The sequence below is a fragment of the Oceanicella sp. SM1341 genome (genome assembly GCF_003448965.1).
In the GTDB taxonomy this organism is placed as follows: Bacteria; Pseudomonadota; Alphaproteobacteria; order Rhodobacterales; family Rhodobacteraceae; genus Paroceanicella.
In genome coordinates this window covers 51,855-68,021 of the sequence record NZ_QRGC01000023.1, presented here as the reverse complement: position 1 = coordinate 68,021, position 16,167 = coordinate 51,855, and the positions used below count along the sequence as shown (strand labels likewise).

Here is a 16,167-nt window from a genome sequence, read left to right as displayed (position 1 = left end):
GGCCTAGCCGCAGGCCGGCGCGGCCGCGCCCGTGCCGCCGATGCCGCCGTCCTTCGGCCCCTCGTGAGCGGGCGGGCACCGGCTGCCCGGCGGCGGCGCGGCGCAGGCGGCAAGCAGGGCGAGCGCCGTCAGCAGGGCTGCGATGAGCGGTCTCATGGGGCGGTCTCCTCTTCGGGCCGGCTGTCCTGGTGATAGACGAAGGCGCCGCAGCGAAAGCGCAGGGTGGCGGTGTCGGCCGCCTGCTCGTCTGCCTCCTGCAGCTCCAGCGCGCGGGCGTTCAGGGCCTCGAGCGCCTCGGATTGCAGCCGGCGGGCCAGCGCGTCGAGCTCGGCCACCGAGGCGGGGCTCAGCCGGTTGTAGTGCACCGCACGCTCGAAGAAGCGGCCGGGCCCCGGGGCGGCGGCGATGTTGGCGGCGGCGGCTTCGGCATGGTCGCCGAGATTGGCGCCGAGATAGCCCAGCAGGGCCGCGCCGTCGGCCCCGGGCACGAAGGCGGCGCTGCGCAGCTGCAACTCGCCGTCCCCCGGGCCGGGCTCCACCAGCCCCAGCCGCAGCAACTCGTCGAGCACGGTGCGGGGGTGGATGTCCTGGCTCACCTCCGCCACCAGGCCCTCGAAGGAGGGCACGCCCGCCGGCGCGCTGCGCGGCAGGCGGGGGCGGGTGTTGTAGGGCGCGTGGCCCTGCCAGCGCGCCAGCACCCGGGGCAGGGGGCCCGCGCTTTCCGGCGGTGCTTCCGGCGCAGGCTGGCCGCGCACCGCCTTCACCTCGCGCCGCTGCACCCCGGTGAGCAGGCTGATGCGACTGTCGGTCATCCGCTTGCCGGGCAGGCGGAAGGCCGCCTCCGCCACCTCGATGTAGAGCGCGCGCAGCCACTCGGCGGCGCGCGGATAGGGAACTCCGCCGCCGATCAGCAGCCTCACCAGCGGGCGCAGCACGCGCAGGACCGCGAGGCGCAGGGTGTCCTGGGGCATTCTCTTCATGAATGTGCATATCGCCCATTTTTCGCTTTCCCGCAAGCCCGGATGTCTGCTATGGGAGTCGCAATAAATGTGCAAACTGCCCATATTCAGGAGAGACCGATGAAACCGATTGCTGTCGCGGCGCTGGCGGCCGCCCTGTTCCTCACCGCCTGTGCAGACCACCAGGTGCAGACGAGTTCCGGGGCCGACTGGCTTTCCCGCTACGAGGCGCCGCCGGCCCTGCCCGCGCAGCAGGCAGGGGAGGGCGCCGCGCCGGGCCTCGATGAGCGGGTGCGGATGGCCGCCGCCGTCGAGCCGCTGCTGCGGTTCCCGGCGCGGATCGGGCTGGCCCGGGTGGTGAACCGCCGGCTTACCACCCTGCCGGCGGATGAGGCGGCGATCTGGGCGGAACTGGCGGAAGCGCATGCGGAGCTGGGCAGTTTCGTGGCGGTGCAGCCGCTCATCGCCGCCTCGGCCGTGGCCGATACCGGGGGGCCGGACCTCTCGCGCGGATGGAGTGACCCCTCCGACGTGATCGCCACCATCCGGATCGGGGCGGCGCGCCAGCACATCGACGCCGTGCTGGTCTACGAGGCCGGCGTGCGGGCGGACAAGACGGCCACCGGGCTCGGCTTCGCCGATCTCACCATCATCGGCGGCGCGATCCTGCCCACGCGGTCCATCGAGGTCGAGGGCCGCGCCGCGGCCCTGCTGCTCGACGTGCGCAACGGCTACCCCTACGGCACCGCGACCGCCTCGGCCGACCTGTCGCGCCTCAGCCCCTCCTGGGGTTCGGACCGGCGCATGGAGCGGATGCAGGGCGAGGCGCTGCTCGAGGTCACCCGCCGCCTCGTGCCGGAGGTTGAGGCGATGTTCACCGGGCTGCTCGCCGCCCGGCAGGCGGCCGGGCCGGACAGCTGACCCTGTGGAAAACCCCGGGGACAACCCCGGGGAAAGCTGTGGGCGCGCCGTGGATGGTTCTCCCGGCGCGCGCCGCCCCGGGGCTTCTTCAGCCGGCCGCCTCGTAGAGCGCCTGGGTGGCGCGCAGCGCCGCGTCCAGCGTGCCGCCCTCGGCGTAGACGTCGAGAGAGGCGGGCCGGGGCAGGGCGGGCTGCGTGTTCGGGCAGGGCTCCGCCGCGCCGATCACCGTGCGCACCGGCAGCACCCCGGCCCAGACGCGCTGGCCGAATTCCTCCGGCCCGTCGCCCACGCCCTTGGCGCGGATCTTGGCGGAGGCCTCGTCGATGTGCATGCCGATCACCGTGGTGGCCTTCACCTCCTGCGCGGTGTTGGCGCGCAGGGTGGCGGCGCGCTCGGGGAAGAAGCGGTCGATGACCGCCGTGAGGGCGCGGGCCTTCTCCTCCGGGTCCTCCACGATGCGCGCGGTGCCGAAGCACATCACCGAGCGGTAGTTGGCCGAGTGGTTGAAGCCGCAGCGCGCCAGCACCAGCCCGTCGAGATGCGAGACGGTCACGCAGGCCGGCAGCCCGGCGCGCAGGCTGCGCAGCATCCGGCTGGCCGAGGAGCCGTGCCAGTAGAGCGTGTCGCCCTCGCGCCAGTGGAAGGTGGGGGTGCAGAAGGGCTGGCCGTCCAGCACCCAGGCCACGTGGCACAGCATGCCGGCGTCGAGGATGGCGTGCACGGTCTCGCGGTCGTAGACGCCGCGCTCGGGCGTGCGCTTTACCCGGTTGCGCGGGGTGACGGGATAGTCCGGGGCGGGGGCGTGCATGTCGTCGGGCATGGTCTGGCTTTCGCTGGTTGCAATGCGTGTGTGTTGCAGTCACAGCTAGGGCATCGGATTGGTTCGATATAGGTCCAATATGGCGAAGAGAACGCAGACCAATATGCCGGACTGGTCGGCCCTCATCCCCGTGCTGCCCGAGGGCGGGCCACGGGCGCGGGCGCTCTATGCCGAGCTGCGCCGGCTGATCGAGACCGGGGCGCTGCGCCCGGGCGCCAAGCTGCCGCCCACCCGGGCGCTCGCGGCGCGGCTGGGCCTGTCGCGCGGGGCGGCCGTGACCGCCTTCGAGATGCTCAACGCCGACGGGTTCGCCGAGTCGCGCACCGGGGCGGGCACTTTCGTGGCGGCCCGGGTTCCGCGGGTGGCGGCGCCGGCTCCGGCGCTGCAGCCCCTGCCGCCGGAACCGGGACCGCCGCCGCCCGGCACCCTGGGCCTCACCGCGCCCGACGCGCGGACCATGCGCATCTTCCGCACCCTGCTGAACCGCCAGCTCGCCCGCCCCGCGGCGACGCATTTCAGCTACGGCGACCCGCTCGGCGGCCGGGCCCTGCGCGAGGAGGTGGCGGCCTACCTGCGCACCGCGCGGGGCGTGCGCTGCGACCCGGGCCAGGTCCTGCTCACCTCCGGCACCCAGCAGGCGCTGGACCTGGTGATCCGCGCCGTGCTTTCGCCCGGAGACCCGGTCTGGGTCGAGGACCCGTGCTACCCGATGGCCCGCGCCGCCTTCCTCGGCGCCGGGATGGCGCTCACCGGCGTGCCGGTGGACGGCGAGGGGATGGACCCCGCGGCCGGCGCGCGCATGGCACCGGCCGCCCGCGCCGTTCACGTGACCCCCTCGCACCAGTTCCCGCTCGGGGTGGCGCTGTCGATGCCGCGGCGCCTCGCGCTGGTGGACTGGGCGCGGCGCAACGGGGCCTGGATCATCGAGGACGATTACGACAGCGAGTTCCGCTTCGCCGGGCCCCCGCTCACCGCGCTGCAGGGCATGGATGGCGCGGGCCGGGTGATCTACATCGGCACCTTCTCCAAGGCGCTCTTTCCGGGCCTGCGGACCGGTTACGCGGTGCTGCCCGAGCCGCTGCTGGGGCCGGTGGTCGCGCTGCGCTCCCGGACCGATCGCTACCCCTCGACCCTGGCCGAAGAGGCCCTGGCCGCCTTCCTGCGCGAGGGGCATTTCGCTGCCCATCTCGCCCGCGGGCGGCGGCGGGTGCGGGCCGCGCGTGACGCGCTGGTGGCCGCGCTCTCGCCCGTGCTGCCCGGGCTGCGCGCGCCGGACCAGGGCCTGCACCTCATCGCCGGCCTGGCGGATGCCGCGGCCGAGGCGGAGGGGTTCGCCGCCGCGGCGCGTGCCGGGCTGGGCGGGCGCGCCCTCTCGCCGCTCTACCTGCAGGCCCCGCCGCGCCACGGGCTGGTGGTGGGGTTTTCCGGCAGCGCTCCGGACGCGCTGGGCGCAGCCGCGGCGCGCTGGGCGGCCGCGTTCGGCAGCGGCGGCGCGCGCGGGCAAGATCCGCTTAACCCTGCCTGAAAACTCCGCCGGCTCAGCCACTTGCGCCTGCGCCGGCGCAGGCTATGTTCCGCTCCGGGTGTGGTGGATACGAATACGGGGCGACGATGTTCATGCATATGCGCGCGGCTGCGGCCGTGCTGCTCTGCGCCGGGCTGCTGGCCTGCGGCGAGGGCGACGATGTGCGCGTGGTCGATGGCGACACGCTGGCGGTAAACGGCACGAAATGGCGGCTGAACGGCATCGACGCGCCGGAAGCCTCGCAGACCTGCGCCCGCGCCGGCGGCGGCGAATGGCCCTGCGGGGCGAAGGCCACCGAGGCGATGCAGGCCCTCGTGGCGGGCGAACGTGTCACCTGCGCCCTGCTCGACACCGACCGCTACGGCCGCAGCGTGGGGCAATGCGTGGCCGGCGGCCGCGACCTCGGCCGCGAGATGGTGCGCGAGGGCTATGCCTGGGCCTACACCCGCTATTCGCGCGACTACGAGGCCGAGCAGGCCGCGGCCGTCGCGCGTGGCGCCGGAGTGTGGCAGGCCCCCACCGAGGCCCCGTGGGATTATCGCGCCCGGGCGCGCAACGCCTCCTCCGGCGCCGCGGTGGCCGCCACGCGCAGCACGCGTGACACGCCGCCGGGCGATTGCGCCATCAAGGGCAACATCTCCGCCTCCGGGCGCATCTACCACGTGCCCGGCTCGGCCTCCTACGCCCGCACCCGCATCGACGAGAGCGCCGGCGAGCGCTGGTTCTGCTCGCCGGAGGAGGCAGAAGCCGCCGGCTGGCGCGCGCCGCGCTGAAGGGCCGGGCGCCTTCGGGTTGACGCTGGGCGCCCCGCTGGCCAAGGTGCGGCCACACGGCGCCAGCAGGCCGCGGCGCCGCTTTTTCGTGACAGAAGGCGAGAGACGACGTGAGCAGTGCGAGTGCGATCCCGGCGAGATGTGGCGCAGCGGCGGAGCGGGGCGCGTGAGCGCCCCCGGCCTCGCAGCGCTTGAGGCCCGGCTGCGCCACGATCTCGCCTGCCTCGAGGAGCCGGTGAAGAACTGGGTGCCGCCCCGGGCCGGGCCCGGCGGCGCCCCGGTGCTCGACGTGGCGGTGATCGGGGCGGGCATGGCCGGCATTGCCACCGCCATCGCCCTGCTGCGCCGGGGCATCCGCAACATCCGCCTGTTCGACCGCGCAGCACCGGGCCGCGAGGGCCCCTGGGTGACCTATGCGCGCATGCGCACCCTGCGCTCGCCCAAGCACCTCGCGGGGCCCTGCGTCGACGTGCCGGCCCTCACCTTCCGCGCCTGGTTCGAGGCGCAATGGGGGGCGGCGGAATGGGAGGCGCTGGGCCGCATCCCCCGCACGCAATGGATGGACTACCTCGACTGGCTGCGCGCCGTGACGGGCCTGAAGGTGGAGAACGGCGCCGCCCTCACCGACCTCGCGCCGCAGGGCAGCCTGCTCGCGCTCAGCTTCCGCCGGGCCGGGGCGGAGGAGCGGCACCTCGCCCGCCACGTGGTGCTGGCCAACGGGCGCGACGGGCTCGGCGGCCCCTGGATGCCGGAATTCCTGCGCGGGGTGCCCGGTGTCTCGCACTCGGCCGACGACATCGACTTCGCCGCCCTGAAGGGCCGCCGCGTGGGGGTGGTCGGCGCCAGCGCCTCGGCGGTCGACAATGCGGCCGAGGCGCTGGAGGCGGGGGCGGCCCGTGTCGTCCTCCTCGTGCGGCGCCCGGATTTTCCCCGCGTGAACAAGAGCCTCGCGGCAAACTCGCCCGGTTTCGCCCGCGGTTTCCACGCCCTGCCGCCCGAGGCGCGCTGGGCGCTCAACCGCCACATGCGCGCCGTGGGCGTGCCGCCGCCGAAGGCCTCGGTGCTACGCTGCACCGAGCACCCGGCCTTCGCCATCCGCATGTCCTGCCCGGTGACCGGGGCGGCGGCGGAGGCCGGCGGCGTGCGGCTCGAGACCGGGCAGGGCCCGATGCGCTTCGACCACGTGATCGCCGGCACCGGCTTCACGGTGAACTGGGCGGCGCGGCCCGAGCTTGCCCGCCTGCACGCCGCCGTGCGCCTGTGGCGCGACGTCTTCCCCGGCCGCAGCGAAGACCCGGAGCTGCTCGAGCACCCCGACCTCGGCCCGGGCATGGAATTCCTGCCCAAGATCCCGGGCGCGGATGACTGGGTGTCGCGCGTCACCTGCATGAACAACGCCGCGATGATGAGCCACGGCCGCATCGCCGGCGACATCCCGGGCATCTCGGTGGGCGCGCAGCGGGTGGCGGACCGGGCGCTGGAGCAGCTCTTCGCCGAGGACTGGCCCCAGCACATGGCCGCCGTGGAGCGCTTCGACATGGCCGAGCTCGCGGGCGACGAGTGGCAGGTGGAAGCGCCGGACACCGAGCCCGCCGGGCGGGGCTGACGCCGAGCCCGCGGGGCGGGACCGGAAATCGAGCCCGCAGGATGTCCCGGACGCCCGGCCCGCAATGCGCGCCTGCGCCCGGGCCCGAGGGCTGTCACCGACACCGGGCCCCGAGGGCGTGACCGGCACCGGCAGGGCACAGTCCGATGCGGGGCGCGCGGGGGGCGCCGGGACCCGCCGCTTCCGGCGTGCGGCGGCCGGGGGTGCAGGCGCGGGTCCGCCCGGCCCTCAGGCGGCGAGCTTCGTGCCCAGCCCTTCGAGCATCTCGAGGCAGCGCGAGAGCTGTTCGAGGCTCACGTATTCATCCGGCTTGTGGGCCTGGGCGATGGAGCCGGGGCCGCAGACCACCACGTCGAGCCCGAGCTCCTGGAACAGCCCGGCCTCGGTGCCGAAGGCCACCAGCTCGGCGCCGTTCGCCCCGGTGAGCTCGGCCACGATGCGCCTTGCCTCGTTGTCGGGCACCGGCTCCAGCCCGTCGATCTCGCCCACCACGTGGCGCAGGATCTCGGCGGTGGGGGCGAGGGCGCGCATCTCGGGCAGCAGGGTCTCGGCGGCGAACCGGTCGATCGCCTCGCGCAGGAAGGGGCCGTCGGCGGCGGTGACCGGGCGCAGCTCCCAGTCGAGCTCGCAGCGCCCGGGGATCACGTTATGCGCGTGGCCGCCGCTGATGCGCCCCACCTGCAGCGTGGTCCAGGGCGGCTCGAAGCGGCTCGTGGCCGGGCAGCGGGCGCGCAGCTCCTCGCGCAGCTCCATCAGCCGGGAGACGTAGCGCACCGCGTATTCCACCGCGTTCACGCCCCGGTCGGGGCGCGAGCCGTGGCCCTCCAGCCCTGTGAAGACGGTGGTGTATTCGCAGCAGCCCTTGTGGCCCTCGATGATGCGCATCTCGGTGGGCTCGCCCACGATGGCCACGGCAGGGCGGAAGGGCATGCCGCGCATCTGCTCGGCCAGCGCCCGGCCGCCCATGCAGCCCACCTCCTCGTCGTAGGTGAAGGCGAAATGCAGCGGCCGCGCGAGGCGCCGCCCCTGCAGCGTGCCGGCAAAGGCCAGCGTGGCGGCGAGGAAACCCTTCATGTCGCAGGCGCCGCGGCCGAAGAGCAGCCGGTCGCGCTCGGCCATTGCGAACGGGTCGGTGCGCCAGTCCTGGTCGGTGACCGGCACCACGTCGGTATGGCCGGAGAGCATCACGCCGCCGTCCTGCTCGGGGCCGAGCGTGGCGAAGAGATTGGCCTTCTGCCCGGCCTCGTCGAGGCTGAGCGACAGGCTCGCCCCGCAGGCGCCCAGCCGGTCGGCCGCGTAGGCGATGAGCTCGAGGTTGCTCGCCGAGGAGACGGTGGGAAAAGCGATGAGATCGGCGAGGATGGCGGTGGTGTCGTCGAGCAGCGTCATGGCGGGGCCTCGGCGGAAGCGGGTTTCCTTCCGGCCAGTTGAGCAGGGGAGGGCCCCGGGGCGCAAGCCCCGCGCGGCTCTGCCGCAAAGAGGTGTGGCGCAAGCCCAGCGCGGCGCTGCCGCAAAGAGGCATGGCGCCCCGCGCGGTGCGCCCGGCCCTGGCGGGCGCCCGTGCCCCCCGGGGCTTGCCGCCCGGCGGGCCTGCCCCCTAGAAGGGAGGGGAGGCGCCGCCCGCGCCGGAGCCGTGAGAGGGAGGGCCGCCCGCGTGCCGCGATGCTGAAACTCGACGATCGTGACATCCGCATCCTCGCCCTGCTCTCGCGGGAGGCGCGGCTGTCTAAGGCCGAGCTCGCCCGGCGCATCAACCTCAGCCCCACGCCCTGCTGGGAGCGGCTGAAGCGGCTGGAGGCGGCGGGCATCATCCGCGCCTACCGCGCCGAGGTCTCGCTGCGCGGGCTCGCGCCGCATGTGAGCGTGTTCGTCACCGTGGAACTGGAGCGCCACCATGCCGAGAGCTTCGCGCGGTTCGAGCGCGCGGTGGCGGCGCGCGAGGAGGTGGTGGGCGCCTGGGCGCTGGGCGGCGGTTTCGACTACCTGCTCCACGTGGTCACCCGCGACATCGAGAGCTACCAGGCGCTGATCGACGGGTTCCTCGCCGCGGGCCTCGGCCTCGCGCGCTACTACACCTACGTGGTCACCAAGCCGGTGAAGCAGGCGGGCCCGCCGCTCGCCCTGCTGCTCGGCGCAGAGGATCCGCCTGCCGGCCCGGGCAAATAGAGACGGATCGTCTGCGCGCTCGCGCCGCTTCGGAGGCTTCGCCTGCGCGCCCTGCGCTAGCATCGCCGAAACCCCCGAGGAGAGACCGATGCTCGACAACGACCGTCTCGCGGCCTGGGACCGCGAGAGCTTCTTCCACCCCTCCACCCACCTTGCCGCCCATGCGCGGGGCGAGACGCCGGGCCGGATCATGACCGGCGGCAGCGGTGTCTTCGTGGAGGACCGCGACGGCACCCGGCTGCTCGACGGTTTCGCCGGGCTCTACTGCGTGAACGTGGGCTACGGCCGCCCGGAGATCGCCGAGGCCATCGCCGAGCAGGCGCGGGAGCTTGCCTATTACCACGCCTATGTGGGCCACGGCACCGAGGCCTCGATCCGCCTCGCGCATATGGTCACCGAGCGCGCGCCGGCGGGCATGTCGAAGGTCTACTTCGGCCTCGGCGGGTCGGACGCGAACGAGACCAACGTGAAACTCGTATGGTATTACAACAACGTGCTGGGCCGGCCGGAGAAGAAGAAGATCATCTCGCGCTGGCGCGGCTACCACGGCTCGGGGCTGATGACCGGCTCGCTCACCGGGCTGGAGCTGTTCCACAAGGCGTTCGACCTGCCGATGCCCGGCATCCTGCACACCGAGGCGCCCTACTACTTCCGCCGGGAAAACCCCGGCCAGAGCGAGGCCGAGTTCACCGCCGCCTGCGTGGCCGCGCTGGAGGCGCTGATCGCGCGCGAGGGGGCCGACACCATCGCCGCCTTCATCGGCGAGCCGGTGCTGGGCACGGGTGGCATCGTGCCGCCGCCCGAGGGCTACTGGGAGGCGATCGGCGCGGTGCTGGAGCGCCATGACATCCTGCTCATCGCCGACGAGGTGGTGACCGGCTTCGGGCGCCTCGGCTCGATGTTCGGCTCCGATCACTACGGCATGCGGCCCGACATCATCACCATTGCGAAGGGGCTCACCTCGGCCTATGCGCCGCTCTCGGGCTCCATCGTGTCGGAGCGGATGTGGGCGGTGCTGGAGCAGGGCACCGACGCGATGGGCCCCATCGGCCACGGCTGGACCTACTCCGCCCACCCGATCGGCGCGGCGGCCGGGGTGGCGAACCTCGAGCTGATCGACCGGCTCGGCCTGGTCGACAATGCCCGCGACACCGGCTCCTACCTGCGCGCCGCGATGGAGGACGCGCTGGGCGCCCACCCCAACGTGGGCGACATCCGCGGCGAGGGCATGCTCTGCGCGCTCGAATTCGTGGCCGACCGCGAGACCCGGCGCTTCCTCGACCCCGCGGCGAAGACCGGCCCTGCCGTGGCCGCCGCCCTGTTGCGCCGCAGCGTGATCGGCCGGGCGATGCCGCAGGGCGACATCCTCGGCTTCGCCCCGCCGCTGTGCCTGAGCCGCGCGGAGGCCGACACCATCGTGGCCGCGACAGAGGCGGCCGTGAAGGAGGTGTTCCCGGGCGCCTGAGCCCATGCGGCGCGCGGCCTCCCGCGCCACGGAGGGCGCCCGCCTGAGCAGCTTGCCGGGCGGGTGTTCACGCCCTCGCCCTTCCGCCCGACGGCCCGGGGCGCCGCACCCCTGCGCGGCGCGGGATCCGATCTTCGGCCATCCCGCGCCCCATCGTCCCTCGCGCCACCGTCTTTTGCCCCACCGTCCCGCAGTCCGGCCGTCACGCATTCAGCCGTCACGCAGTGACTTCAGGCGCCGGGGATGTTTTCGCGGAAGATCACCTGCAGGCGGGGCGGGTGGGCGTCGTGGGGCAGGCCGCGCACGGCGCATTCGAGGAGGGAGAGCGCCTCGCGGGCTTCTACGCGCGGGTTCTGGTCGATCAGCGCGTCGATGGTGCCGTCGAGCAGCAGGGTCTTGTTCTGCGCGGTGAGCTCGTGGCCCACGAACACCGGCCGGCGGGGCAGGGCGGCGGCGCGCAGCCCCTCGGCGATGCCGGGGTTGCCGGCGCCGATGTTGTAGATGCCGGTGATGTCGGGGTGGGCCGCGAGCAGGGCGCGGGTTTCGGCCACGGCGCGGGCCGGGTCGTCGCGGATCTCGCGCAGCTCCACCACCTCGAAATCGGGGAAATCCTCGGCGAGGATGGCGCGGAAGCCCATCTCGCGCTCCTCGTGGCCGCGGTAGGAGAGCGAGCCGGCAAACACCGCCACCCGCTGCCGCGTGCCCTGGCCGAGCAGCCGGCCCAGCAGGTAGCCGGCGAGCCGCCCCGCCGCGCGGTTGTCGATGCCCACGTAGCCGATGCGTGGCACGTCCGGCAGGTCGGACACGAGCGTGGCCACCTTCACCCCGCGCGCCGAGAGGGCGCGCACCGCCTCGCGCACCGCCGGATGGTCGAGCGCGATCAGGCCCACGCCCTGGGTCTCGGGCAGGGCGGTGAGCGCGCGGGCGAGGGCCTGCGGGTTTATGCCGTCGATGCCGTGGACGCGCACCTCGAGCCCCTCGCGCCGGGCGGCCTGGGCCTCGATCTCGGCGCAGAGCCCGCCGATGAACGGGTTGGAGCGCACCGGCATCACGAAGTCGAGCCGCACCGGCATGGCGGCGGTGAAGAGCGGGCGGCCGGAGGGCAGGTAGCCCAGACGGCCAGCGGCCTCGAGCACCATCTCGCGGGTGCGCGGGCGCACGCCCTCGCGGTTGTTCAGCACCCGGTCGACCGTGGCGCTGCTCACGCCGGCGGCGCGGGCGATATCCGTCAATGTCGAGCGCAGGGCCATGGCTGAGGCTCTCCCATCCTTCCCGCCCCGTTTCGGCCACACCCCGGAAGGTGTCAAGCCGGGCGGCGCGACTCAAATTACATCAAAATACATCATGAAACACGGGACGCGACAAGTGTTGCGCTGCATCACGCATGCTGAACGACTTTCGCATGTGCAGCGGAGGTGCATGGAGATTTGGATATTTTATAAGGAAATCAGATTTCCAGGCTATGGTCTCCTCGCGCTTAGCCGCCGATGATGCGTTATGATGTAGTTTGATGTTGACTCCATCGCACCCGGCGCCAATGCTGCGTCGAAACCAGCGAGACGGTGCGCCCGAGCGCCGCGATGAGGGAGACGCCCGATGACCCAGACATGCCCTGTCCGGCCGTGGCAGCCGCTGCCCGGCCCCGCCGCGCCATGCCCCGCGGAGGCCCGGCGATGACCGCGGCCGCCCCCTTCCGTCCCGACCAGGAGGTGCGGGCCCGCGGGGCCCGCATCGGCTGCATCGGTGCGGGGATGATCATGACCGGCTGCCACCTGCCGGCCTATGCGAAGGCCGGGTTCGAGGTGGTGGCCATCGCCTCGCGCACCAGGGCCCGGGCCGAGGAGGCCGCCGCCGCCCACCACATCCCCAGGGTGCATGACACGCCCGAGGCGCTGATCGACGACCCCGATGTCGAGATCGTCGATATCGCCTACCCGCCGGACCGCCAGCCGGAGCTGATCCGCCGCGCGCTGGCCGCCCCGCATGTGAAGGCGATCCTGGCGCAGAAGCCGCTCGCGCTCTCGCTCGAGGAGGCCATCGCCCTGCGCGATGCCGCCGCCGCCGCCGGCAAGCCGCTCTCGGTCAACCAGAACATGCGCTACGACCAGTCGATGCGCGTGGCCCGCCAGCTCATCGAGCGCGGCGCGCTGGGCGACATCGTCTTCGCCCAGATCGACATGCACGCCATCCCGCACTGGCAGGGGTTTCTCGAGGGCTACGACCGGCTCACCCTGTCGAACATGAGCGTGCACCACCTCGACGTGCTGCGCTTCCTGCTCGGCGAGCCGGTGGAGGTGACCACCGTGCTGCGCGAGGACCCGCGCACCGAATTCGCCCACACCGACGGCATCGTGGTCTCCACCCTGCGCTTCGGCTCCGGCGCGCTGGCGCTGTCGCTGGAGGACGTGTGGTCGGGCCCGCGGGCCGAGGGCTATGCCGACGACCAGCACATCGGCTGGCGCATCGAGGGGCTGGAGGGGGTGGCGCGCGGCACCATCGGCTGGCCCACCGGCGCGCCCTCCACGCTGGAATACGCCTCGCAGCGCGAGACCGGCGGCGCATGGGTGCGGCCGGAATGGGAGACGATGTGGTTTCCCGACGCCTTCACCGGGGTGATGGAGCAGCTCCAGCACGCGCTCGCCTCCGACACCCCGCCCGCGCTCAGCGTGGCCGACAACGTGCGCACCATGGCGCTGGTCGAGGCCGCCTACCGCTCCGCCGCCGAGGGGCGGACGGTGATGCTCTGCGAGATCGACATCAAAGAACAAAACACGGGAGGACCCAAGACATGATGCAGACCGGCATTTTCACCGCCTATTTCCCCTATGCCCTCGAGGAGACCGCGAAGAAGATCCGCGCCCTGGGCTTCAACACCGTGCAGCTCGACATGCATTTCAAGGACATGGACCTCTCCGCCGGGAACATCACCAAGGAGAAATGCGTCCGCATCCGCGAGACCTTCCGCGACCATGACCTGCCGGTGAGCGCCATCTCCGGCTACACCAACATCGTGCACCCGGACGCCGGCGAGCGGGGCAAGCGCAACGGCCTGCTGAAGGAGGTGATCGCGCATGCGCAGTACCTCGGCAGCCCCTACGTGATCTCCGAGACCGGCACCTTCGATACCGGGAGCGACTGGGTGCACCACCCGAAGAACAAGACCGAGGAGGGCTGGGAGGATTGCCGCGCCGTCATCACCGACCTCGCGCAGCACGCCTATGACCATGGCGCGGTGTTCCTGCTGGAGACCTACGTGAACAACGTGGTGGGCTCGGTGGAGGAGACACTGCGCATGTTCGCGGAGGTCGACCACCCCGGCCTCGGCCTGCTGATGGACCCGACGAACTATTTCGAGGCCCATAACATCGACAGGATGGACGAGACGCTGAACCATGTCTTCGACGCCCTCTCGGACCGGATCTGCATCGCGCACGCCAAGGACGTGAAGCGCTCGGGCGAGGACAAGGCGGAGAAGCATTCCGACATCGGCGACGACACCGCCCACGAGAGCCACACCTTCCGCGGCGTGGGCGAGATCGAGCTGCCGGCACCGGGGCTGGGCGAGCTGAACTACGACCTCTACCTGAAGCGGCTGGCGAAGAAGCACCCCAACATCCCGATCATCATCGAGCATCTCGAGGAGGCGGACGTGCCGCGCGCCAAGACCTTCCTCGACGGCAAGCTGCGCGCGCAGGGCCTGTGACACCGGGCCCGGGCCCCGCGCGGGGCCCGGGTTCTGCATATCGGAACGACGGACAGGAGAACGACAGGGCATGGTGGCACTCTTCGGGCGCGAGTTCAGCCGGGCGGAGCTTTCGGCGCATTCGGGCGACATGGCCCAGTTCGCCGGCGTGCGGCTGATGGTGCTGGGCGACGGGGCGGAGCGCGGCATCCGCATGCTGGAATTCCGCTCCGGCAGCGGCTTGCGCTTCACCGTGCTGGTGGACCGCTGCCTGGACATCGCCGAGTGCGAGTATCGCGGCCGGGCCATCGGCTGGCACGGGCCCTCGGGCTTCCGCCACCCGGCCCTGCACGAGTACGAGGGCGAGGGCGGGCTCTCCTGGATGCGCTCCTTCTCCGGGCTGATGGTGACCTGCGGGCTCGACCACATCCTGTTCATGCATGACGCCCCGGCGGCGGAGTACAATTACGGTCCCCGCACGGAGGTGAAGCACTCGCTGCACGGCCGCGCCGGCACCATTCCCGCCCGGCTCACCGGCTATGGCGAGACCTGGGAGGGCGACCGCTGCACCCTGTGGTGCGAGGGCGTGGTGCGGCAGGCGACGATGTTCGGCGAGCATCTCGAGCTCACCCGGCGCATCGAGATCGACGCCGGCACCTCCGAGATCCGCCTCACCGACCGGGTGGAGAACCGCGGCTTCAACCCCACGCCGCACATGTACTGCTACCACATCAACCTCGGCCATCCGTTGCTGGGCGAGGGCGCGCGCTACCTCGCGCCGGTGCGCGACGTGGTCTGGGCCGCGCATGCCGGGGCCGATTACCGCGCGCAGGGCGTGGGCTATCGCCGCCTCACCGGCCCGCAGCCGCGGTTTCACGAGCAGGTCTGGCAGCATGAGCTCGCGGCGGGGCCGGACGGCACGCGCCCGGTGGCGCTGGTGAACGATGCGGCGGGCCTCGGCTTCGAGGTCACCACCGATGCGGCGCAGTTCCCCTGCATGTTCGAATGGCAGGCGCTGCAGGCCGGGCAATACGGCTTCGGCATCGAGCCCTCGACCAACCACGTGCTCGGCCAGGGCTACGCCGCCGAGCGGGGCGAGCTGATCACCCTCGGCCATGGCGAGGCCCGGCGCTATGACACCCGGCTGCGCGTGCTCGACGGCGCGGCGGAGATCGCGGCCTGCGAGGCGCGCGTCACCGCCCTCGCCACCCAGCCGGAGGAGGATTTCCCCGAGCCCTCGGGACATCACCTCCCGTTGCGGGCCGGGGCATGAGCGGCGTGCGCCAGAGCCCGGGCGGGGGCGCCAAACGCCGGGGAGCGCCTCGGGCTCACCTGTCCCGCGCCCCGGGTCCCGTTCCCCGCCCGGCCCGCCTCGCGCCGGCCGGGCGGGGGTCGCGCCCCGTCACCACGCCCGGCCTGAAAGGAAACCGCAGATGACCCTCGCCGAAGACACACGCCCCGCCTCCGAGGGTGCCATGCAGGGCCGGCACGTGCTCGTCACCGGTGCGGCCGGCGGGCTGGGGCAGGCCACGGTCCTGGGCTTCCTCGCCGCTGGCGCCACGGTGCATGCGATCGACACGCACCCCGAAAAATCCGCCGCCCTCACCGCCGCCGTGCACGCCGCGGGGCAGGAGGCGCGCTTCACCCTCGCCGCGACCGACCTTGCCGATGCCGGGGCCCTCACAGAGGCGCTGGCAGAGGCGCAGGCCGCCCGCGGCGGGTTCGACACGCTGGTCAACAACGCCGCCATCTACCCCTCGAAACCGTTCGAGGAGTACAGCCTGGCCGAGCATCGCGCCGTGCAGGCGGTGAACGTGGATGCCGCCATCGTGGCCGTGCAGGCCGCCCTGCCGCACATGCGGGCCGCGGGGCGCGGGCGCATCCTCAACATCGCCTCGGTCACCTTCTACGGCGGCTGGGCGAAACTTTCGCCCTACGTGCAGTCCAAGGGCGCGCTGGTGGGCCTCACCCGGGCCTGGGCGCGGGAATTCGGGGCATACGGCATCACCGTGAACGCCATCGCCCCCGGCGCCTTCCCCACCGACGCGGAGAAGATCCACCCCGACCCCGAGGGCTACACCCGCTTCGTGCTCGACCATCAGGCCGTGAAGCGCCGGGGCGCGCCAGAGGACATCGCGAACGCGCTGCTCTTCCTCGCCTCCGACGCCGCAGGCTTCATCACCGGCCAGACGCTGAACGTGGACGGCGGCTGGGTGATGCACTGACACCCCCTTTCAGGAAAGGACACCC

Annotated in this window: 15 protein-coding genes; 10 read left to right on the top strand and 5 right to left on the bottom strand. The window is 72.8% G+C overall.

Annotated elements, in window-relative coordinates; all coding sequences use genetic code 11:
- Positions 1-3 precede the first annotated feature (3 nt).
- Together D3P35_RS26245 and D3P35_RS18500 are read right to left on the bottom strand one after the other, a co-directional pair.
- Positions 4-156: a hypothetical protein gene (locus D3P35_RS26245; RefSeq protein WP_157982200.1), complete on the bottom strand. Its 153-nt coding sequence runs from the start codon at positions 154-156 to the stop codon at positions 4-6.
- Positions 153-980 carry a DUF6502 family protein gene (locus D3P35_RS18500; RefSeq protein WP_157982199.1) on the bottom strand — a complete coding sequence of 276 codons (828 nt, stop codon included), beginning with the start codon at positions 978-980 and terminating at the stop codon, positions 153-155. Before D3P35_RS18500 ends, D3P35_RS26245 begins: the two co-directional genes overlap by 4 nt.
- A gap of 99 nt (positions 981-1,079) precedes the next feature.
- Here D3P35_RS18500 and D3P35_RS18495 point away from each other — a divergent pair, with 99 nt between their 5' ends.
- Complete coding sequence (locus D3P35_RS18495) at positions 1,080-1,880, top strand: hypothetical protein (protein ID WP_118136557.1); 801 nt, start codon at positions 1,080-1,082, stop codon at positions 1,878-1,880.
- Positions 1,881-1,968: 88 nt separating this feature from the next.
- On the opposite strand, the gene D3P35_RS18490 is transcribed toward D3P35_RS18495, so the two are convergent.
- Entirely contained in the window at positions 1,969-2,700 is a 732-nt protein-coding gene (locus D3P35_RS18490) for a pyridoxamine 5'-phosphate oxidase family protein (RefSeq protein WP_232830552.1), read from the bottom strand.
- Between the two features lie 79 nt (positions 2,701-2,779).
- Between D3P35_RS18490 and D3P35_RS18485 the strand changes: the two genes are divergently transcribed.
- From D3P35_RS18485 to D3P35_RS18475, 3 genes are all read left to right on the top strand, one after another.
- The gene (locus D3P35_RS18485; protein ID WP_118136555.1) at positions 2,780-4,225 is read left to right on the top strand and encodes a PLP-dependent aminotransferase family protein; all 1,446 of its coding nucleotides are present in this window, start codon (positions 2,780-2,782) and stop codon (positions 4,223-4,225) included.
- A 92-nt stretch (positions 4,226-4,317) separates the two neighbouring features.
- The gene (locus D3P35_RS18480) at positions 4,318-4,998 is read left to right on the top strand and encodes a thermonuclease family protein (protein WP_232830551.1); all 681 of its coding nucleotides are present in this window, start codon (positions 4,318-4,320) and stop codon (positions 4,996-4,998) included.
- A 166-nt stretch (positions 4,999-5,164) separates the two neighbouring features.
- Positions 5,165-6,604: an FAD-dependent oxidoreductase gene (locus D3P35_RS18475; RefSeq protein ID WP_198670694.1), complete on the top strand. Its 1,440-nt coding sequence runs from the start codon at positions 5,165-5,167 to the stop codon at positions 6,602-6,604.
- A 228-nt stretch (positions 6,605-6,832) separates the two neighbouring features.
- Here the strand turns inward: D3P35_RS18475 and argE are convergent, their stop codons facing one another.
- On the bottom strand, positions 6,833-7,993 hold the full coding sequence (gene argE / locus D3P35_RS18470; RefSeq protein ID WP_198670693.1) for an acetylornithine deacetylase: 1,161 nt from the start codon (positions 7,991-7,993) through the stop codon (positions 6,833-6,835).
- A gap of 273 nt (positions 7,994-8,266) precedes the next feature.
- Between argE and D3P35_RS18465 the strand changes: the two genes are divergently transcribed.
- Positions 8,267-8,770 carry an Lrp/AsnC family transcriptional regulator gene (locus D3P35_RS18465; RefSeq protein ID WP_118136550.1) on the top strand — a complete coding sequence of 168 codons (504 nt, stop codon included), beginning with the start codon at positions 8,267-8,269 and terminating at the stop codon, positions 8,768-8,770.
- Between the two features lie 88 nt (positions 8,771-8,858).
- Entirely contained in the window at positions 8,859-10,235 is a 1,377-nt protein-coding gene (locus tag D3P35_RS18460; protein ID WP_118136548.1) for an aspartate aminotransferase family protein, read from the top strand.
- A gap of 230 nt (positions 10,236-10,465) precedes the next feature.
- On the opposite strand, the gene D3P35_RS18455 is transcribed toward D3P35_RS18460, so the two are convergent.
- On the bottom strand, positions 10,466-11,485 hold the full coding sequence (locus tag D3P35_RS18455; protein ID WP_232830550.1) for a LacI family DNA-binding transcriptional regulator: 1,020 nt from the start codon (positions 11,483-11,485) through the stop codon (positions 10,466-10,468).
- Positions 11,486-11,908: 423 nt separating this feature from the next.
- Between D3P35_RS18455 and D3P35_RS18450 the strand changes: the two genes are divergently transcribed.
- The 4 genes from D3P35_RS18450 to D3P35_RS18435 all read left to right on the top strand — a co-directional run bounded on the left by D3P35_RS18450 (position 11,909) and on the right by D3P35_RS18435 (position 16,142).
- Positions 11,909-13,027 (top strand): Gfo/Idh/MocA family protein, encoded by a 1,119-nt coding sequence (locus D3P35_RS18450; RefSeq protein WP_118136546.1) that lies wholly within the window; start codon positions 11,909-11,911, stop codon positions 13,025-13,027.
- On the top strand, positions 13,024-13,938 hold the full coding sequence (locus tag D3P35_RS18445; protein ID WP_118136544.1) for a sugar phosphate isomerase/epimerase: 915 nt from the start codon (positions 13,024-13,026) through the stop codon (positions 13,936-13,938). Before D3P35_RS18450 ends, D3P35_RS18445 begins: the two co-directional genes overlap by 4 nt.
- 70 nt (positions 13,939-14,008) lie before the next feature.
- Positions 14,009-15,190 carry an aldose 1-epimerase family protein gene (locus D3P35_RS18440; RefSeq protein ID WP_118136542.1) on the top strand — a complete coding sequence of 394 codons (1,182 nt, stop codon included), beginning with the start codon at positions 14,009-14,011 and terminating at the stop codon, positions 15,188-15,190.
- A gap of 160 nt (positions 15,191-15,350) precedes the next feature.
- Positions 15,351-16,142 (top strand): SDR family NAD(P)-dependent oxidoreductase, encoded by a 792-nt coding sequence (locus D3P35_RS18435; protein WP_198670692.1) that lies wholly within the window; start codon positions 15,351-15,353, stop codon positions 16,140-16,142.
- Positions 16,143-16,167: the final 25 nt, after the last annotated feature.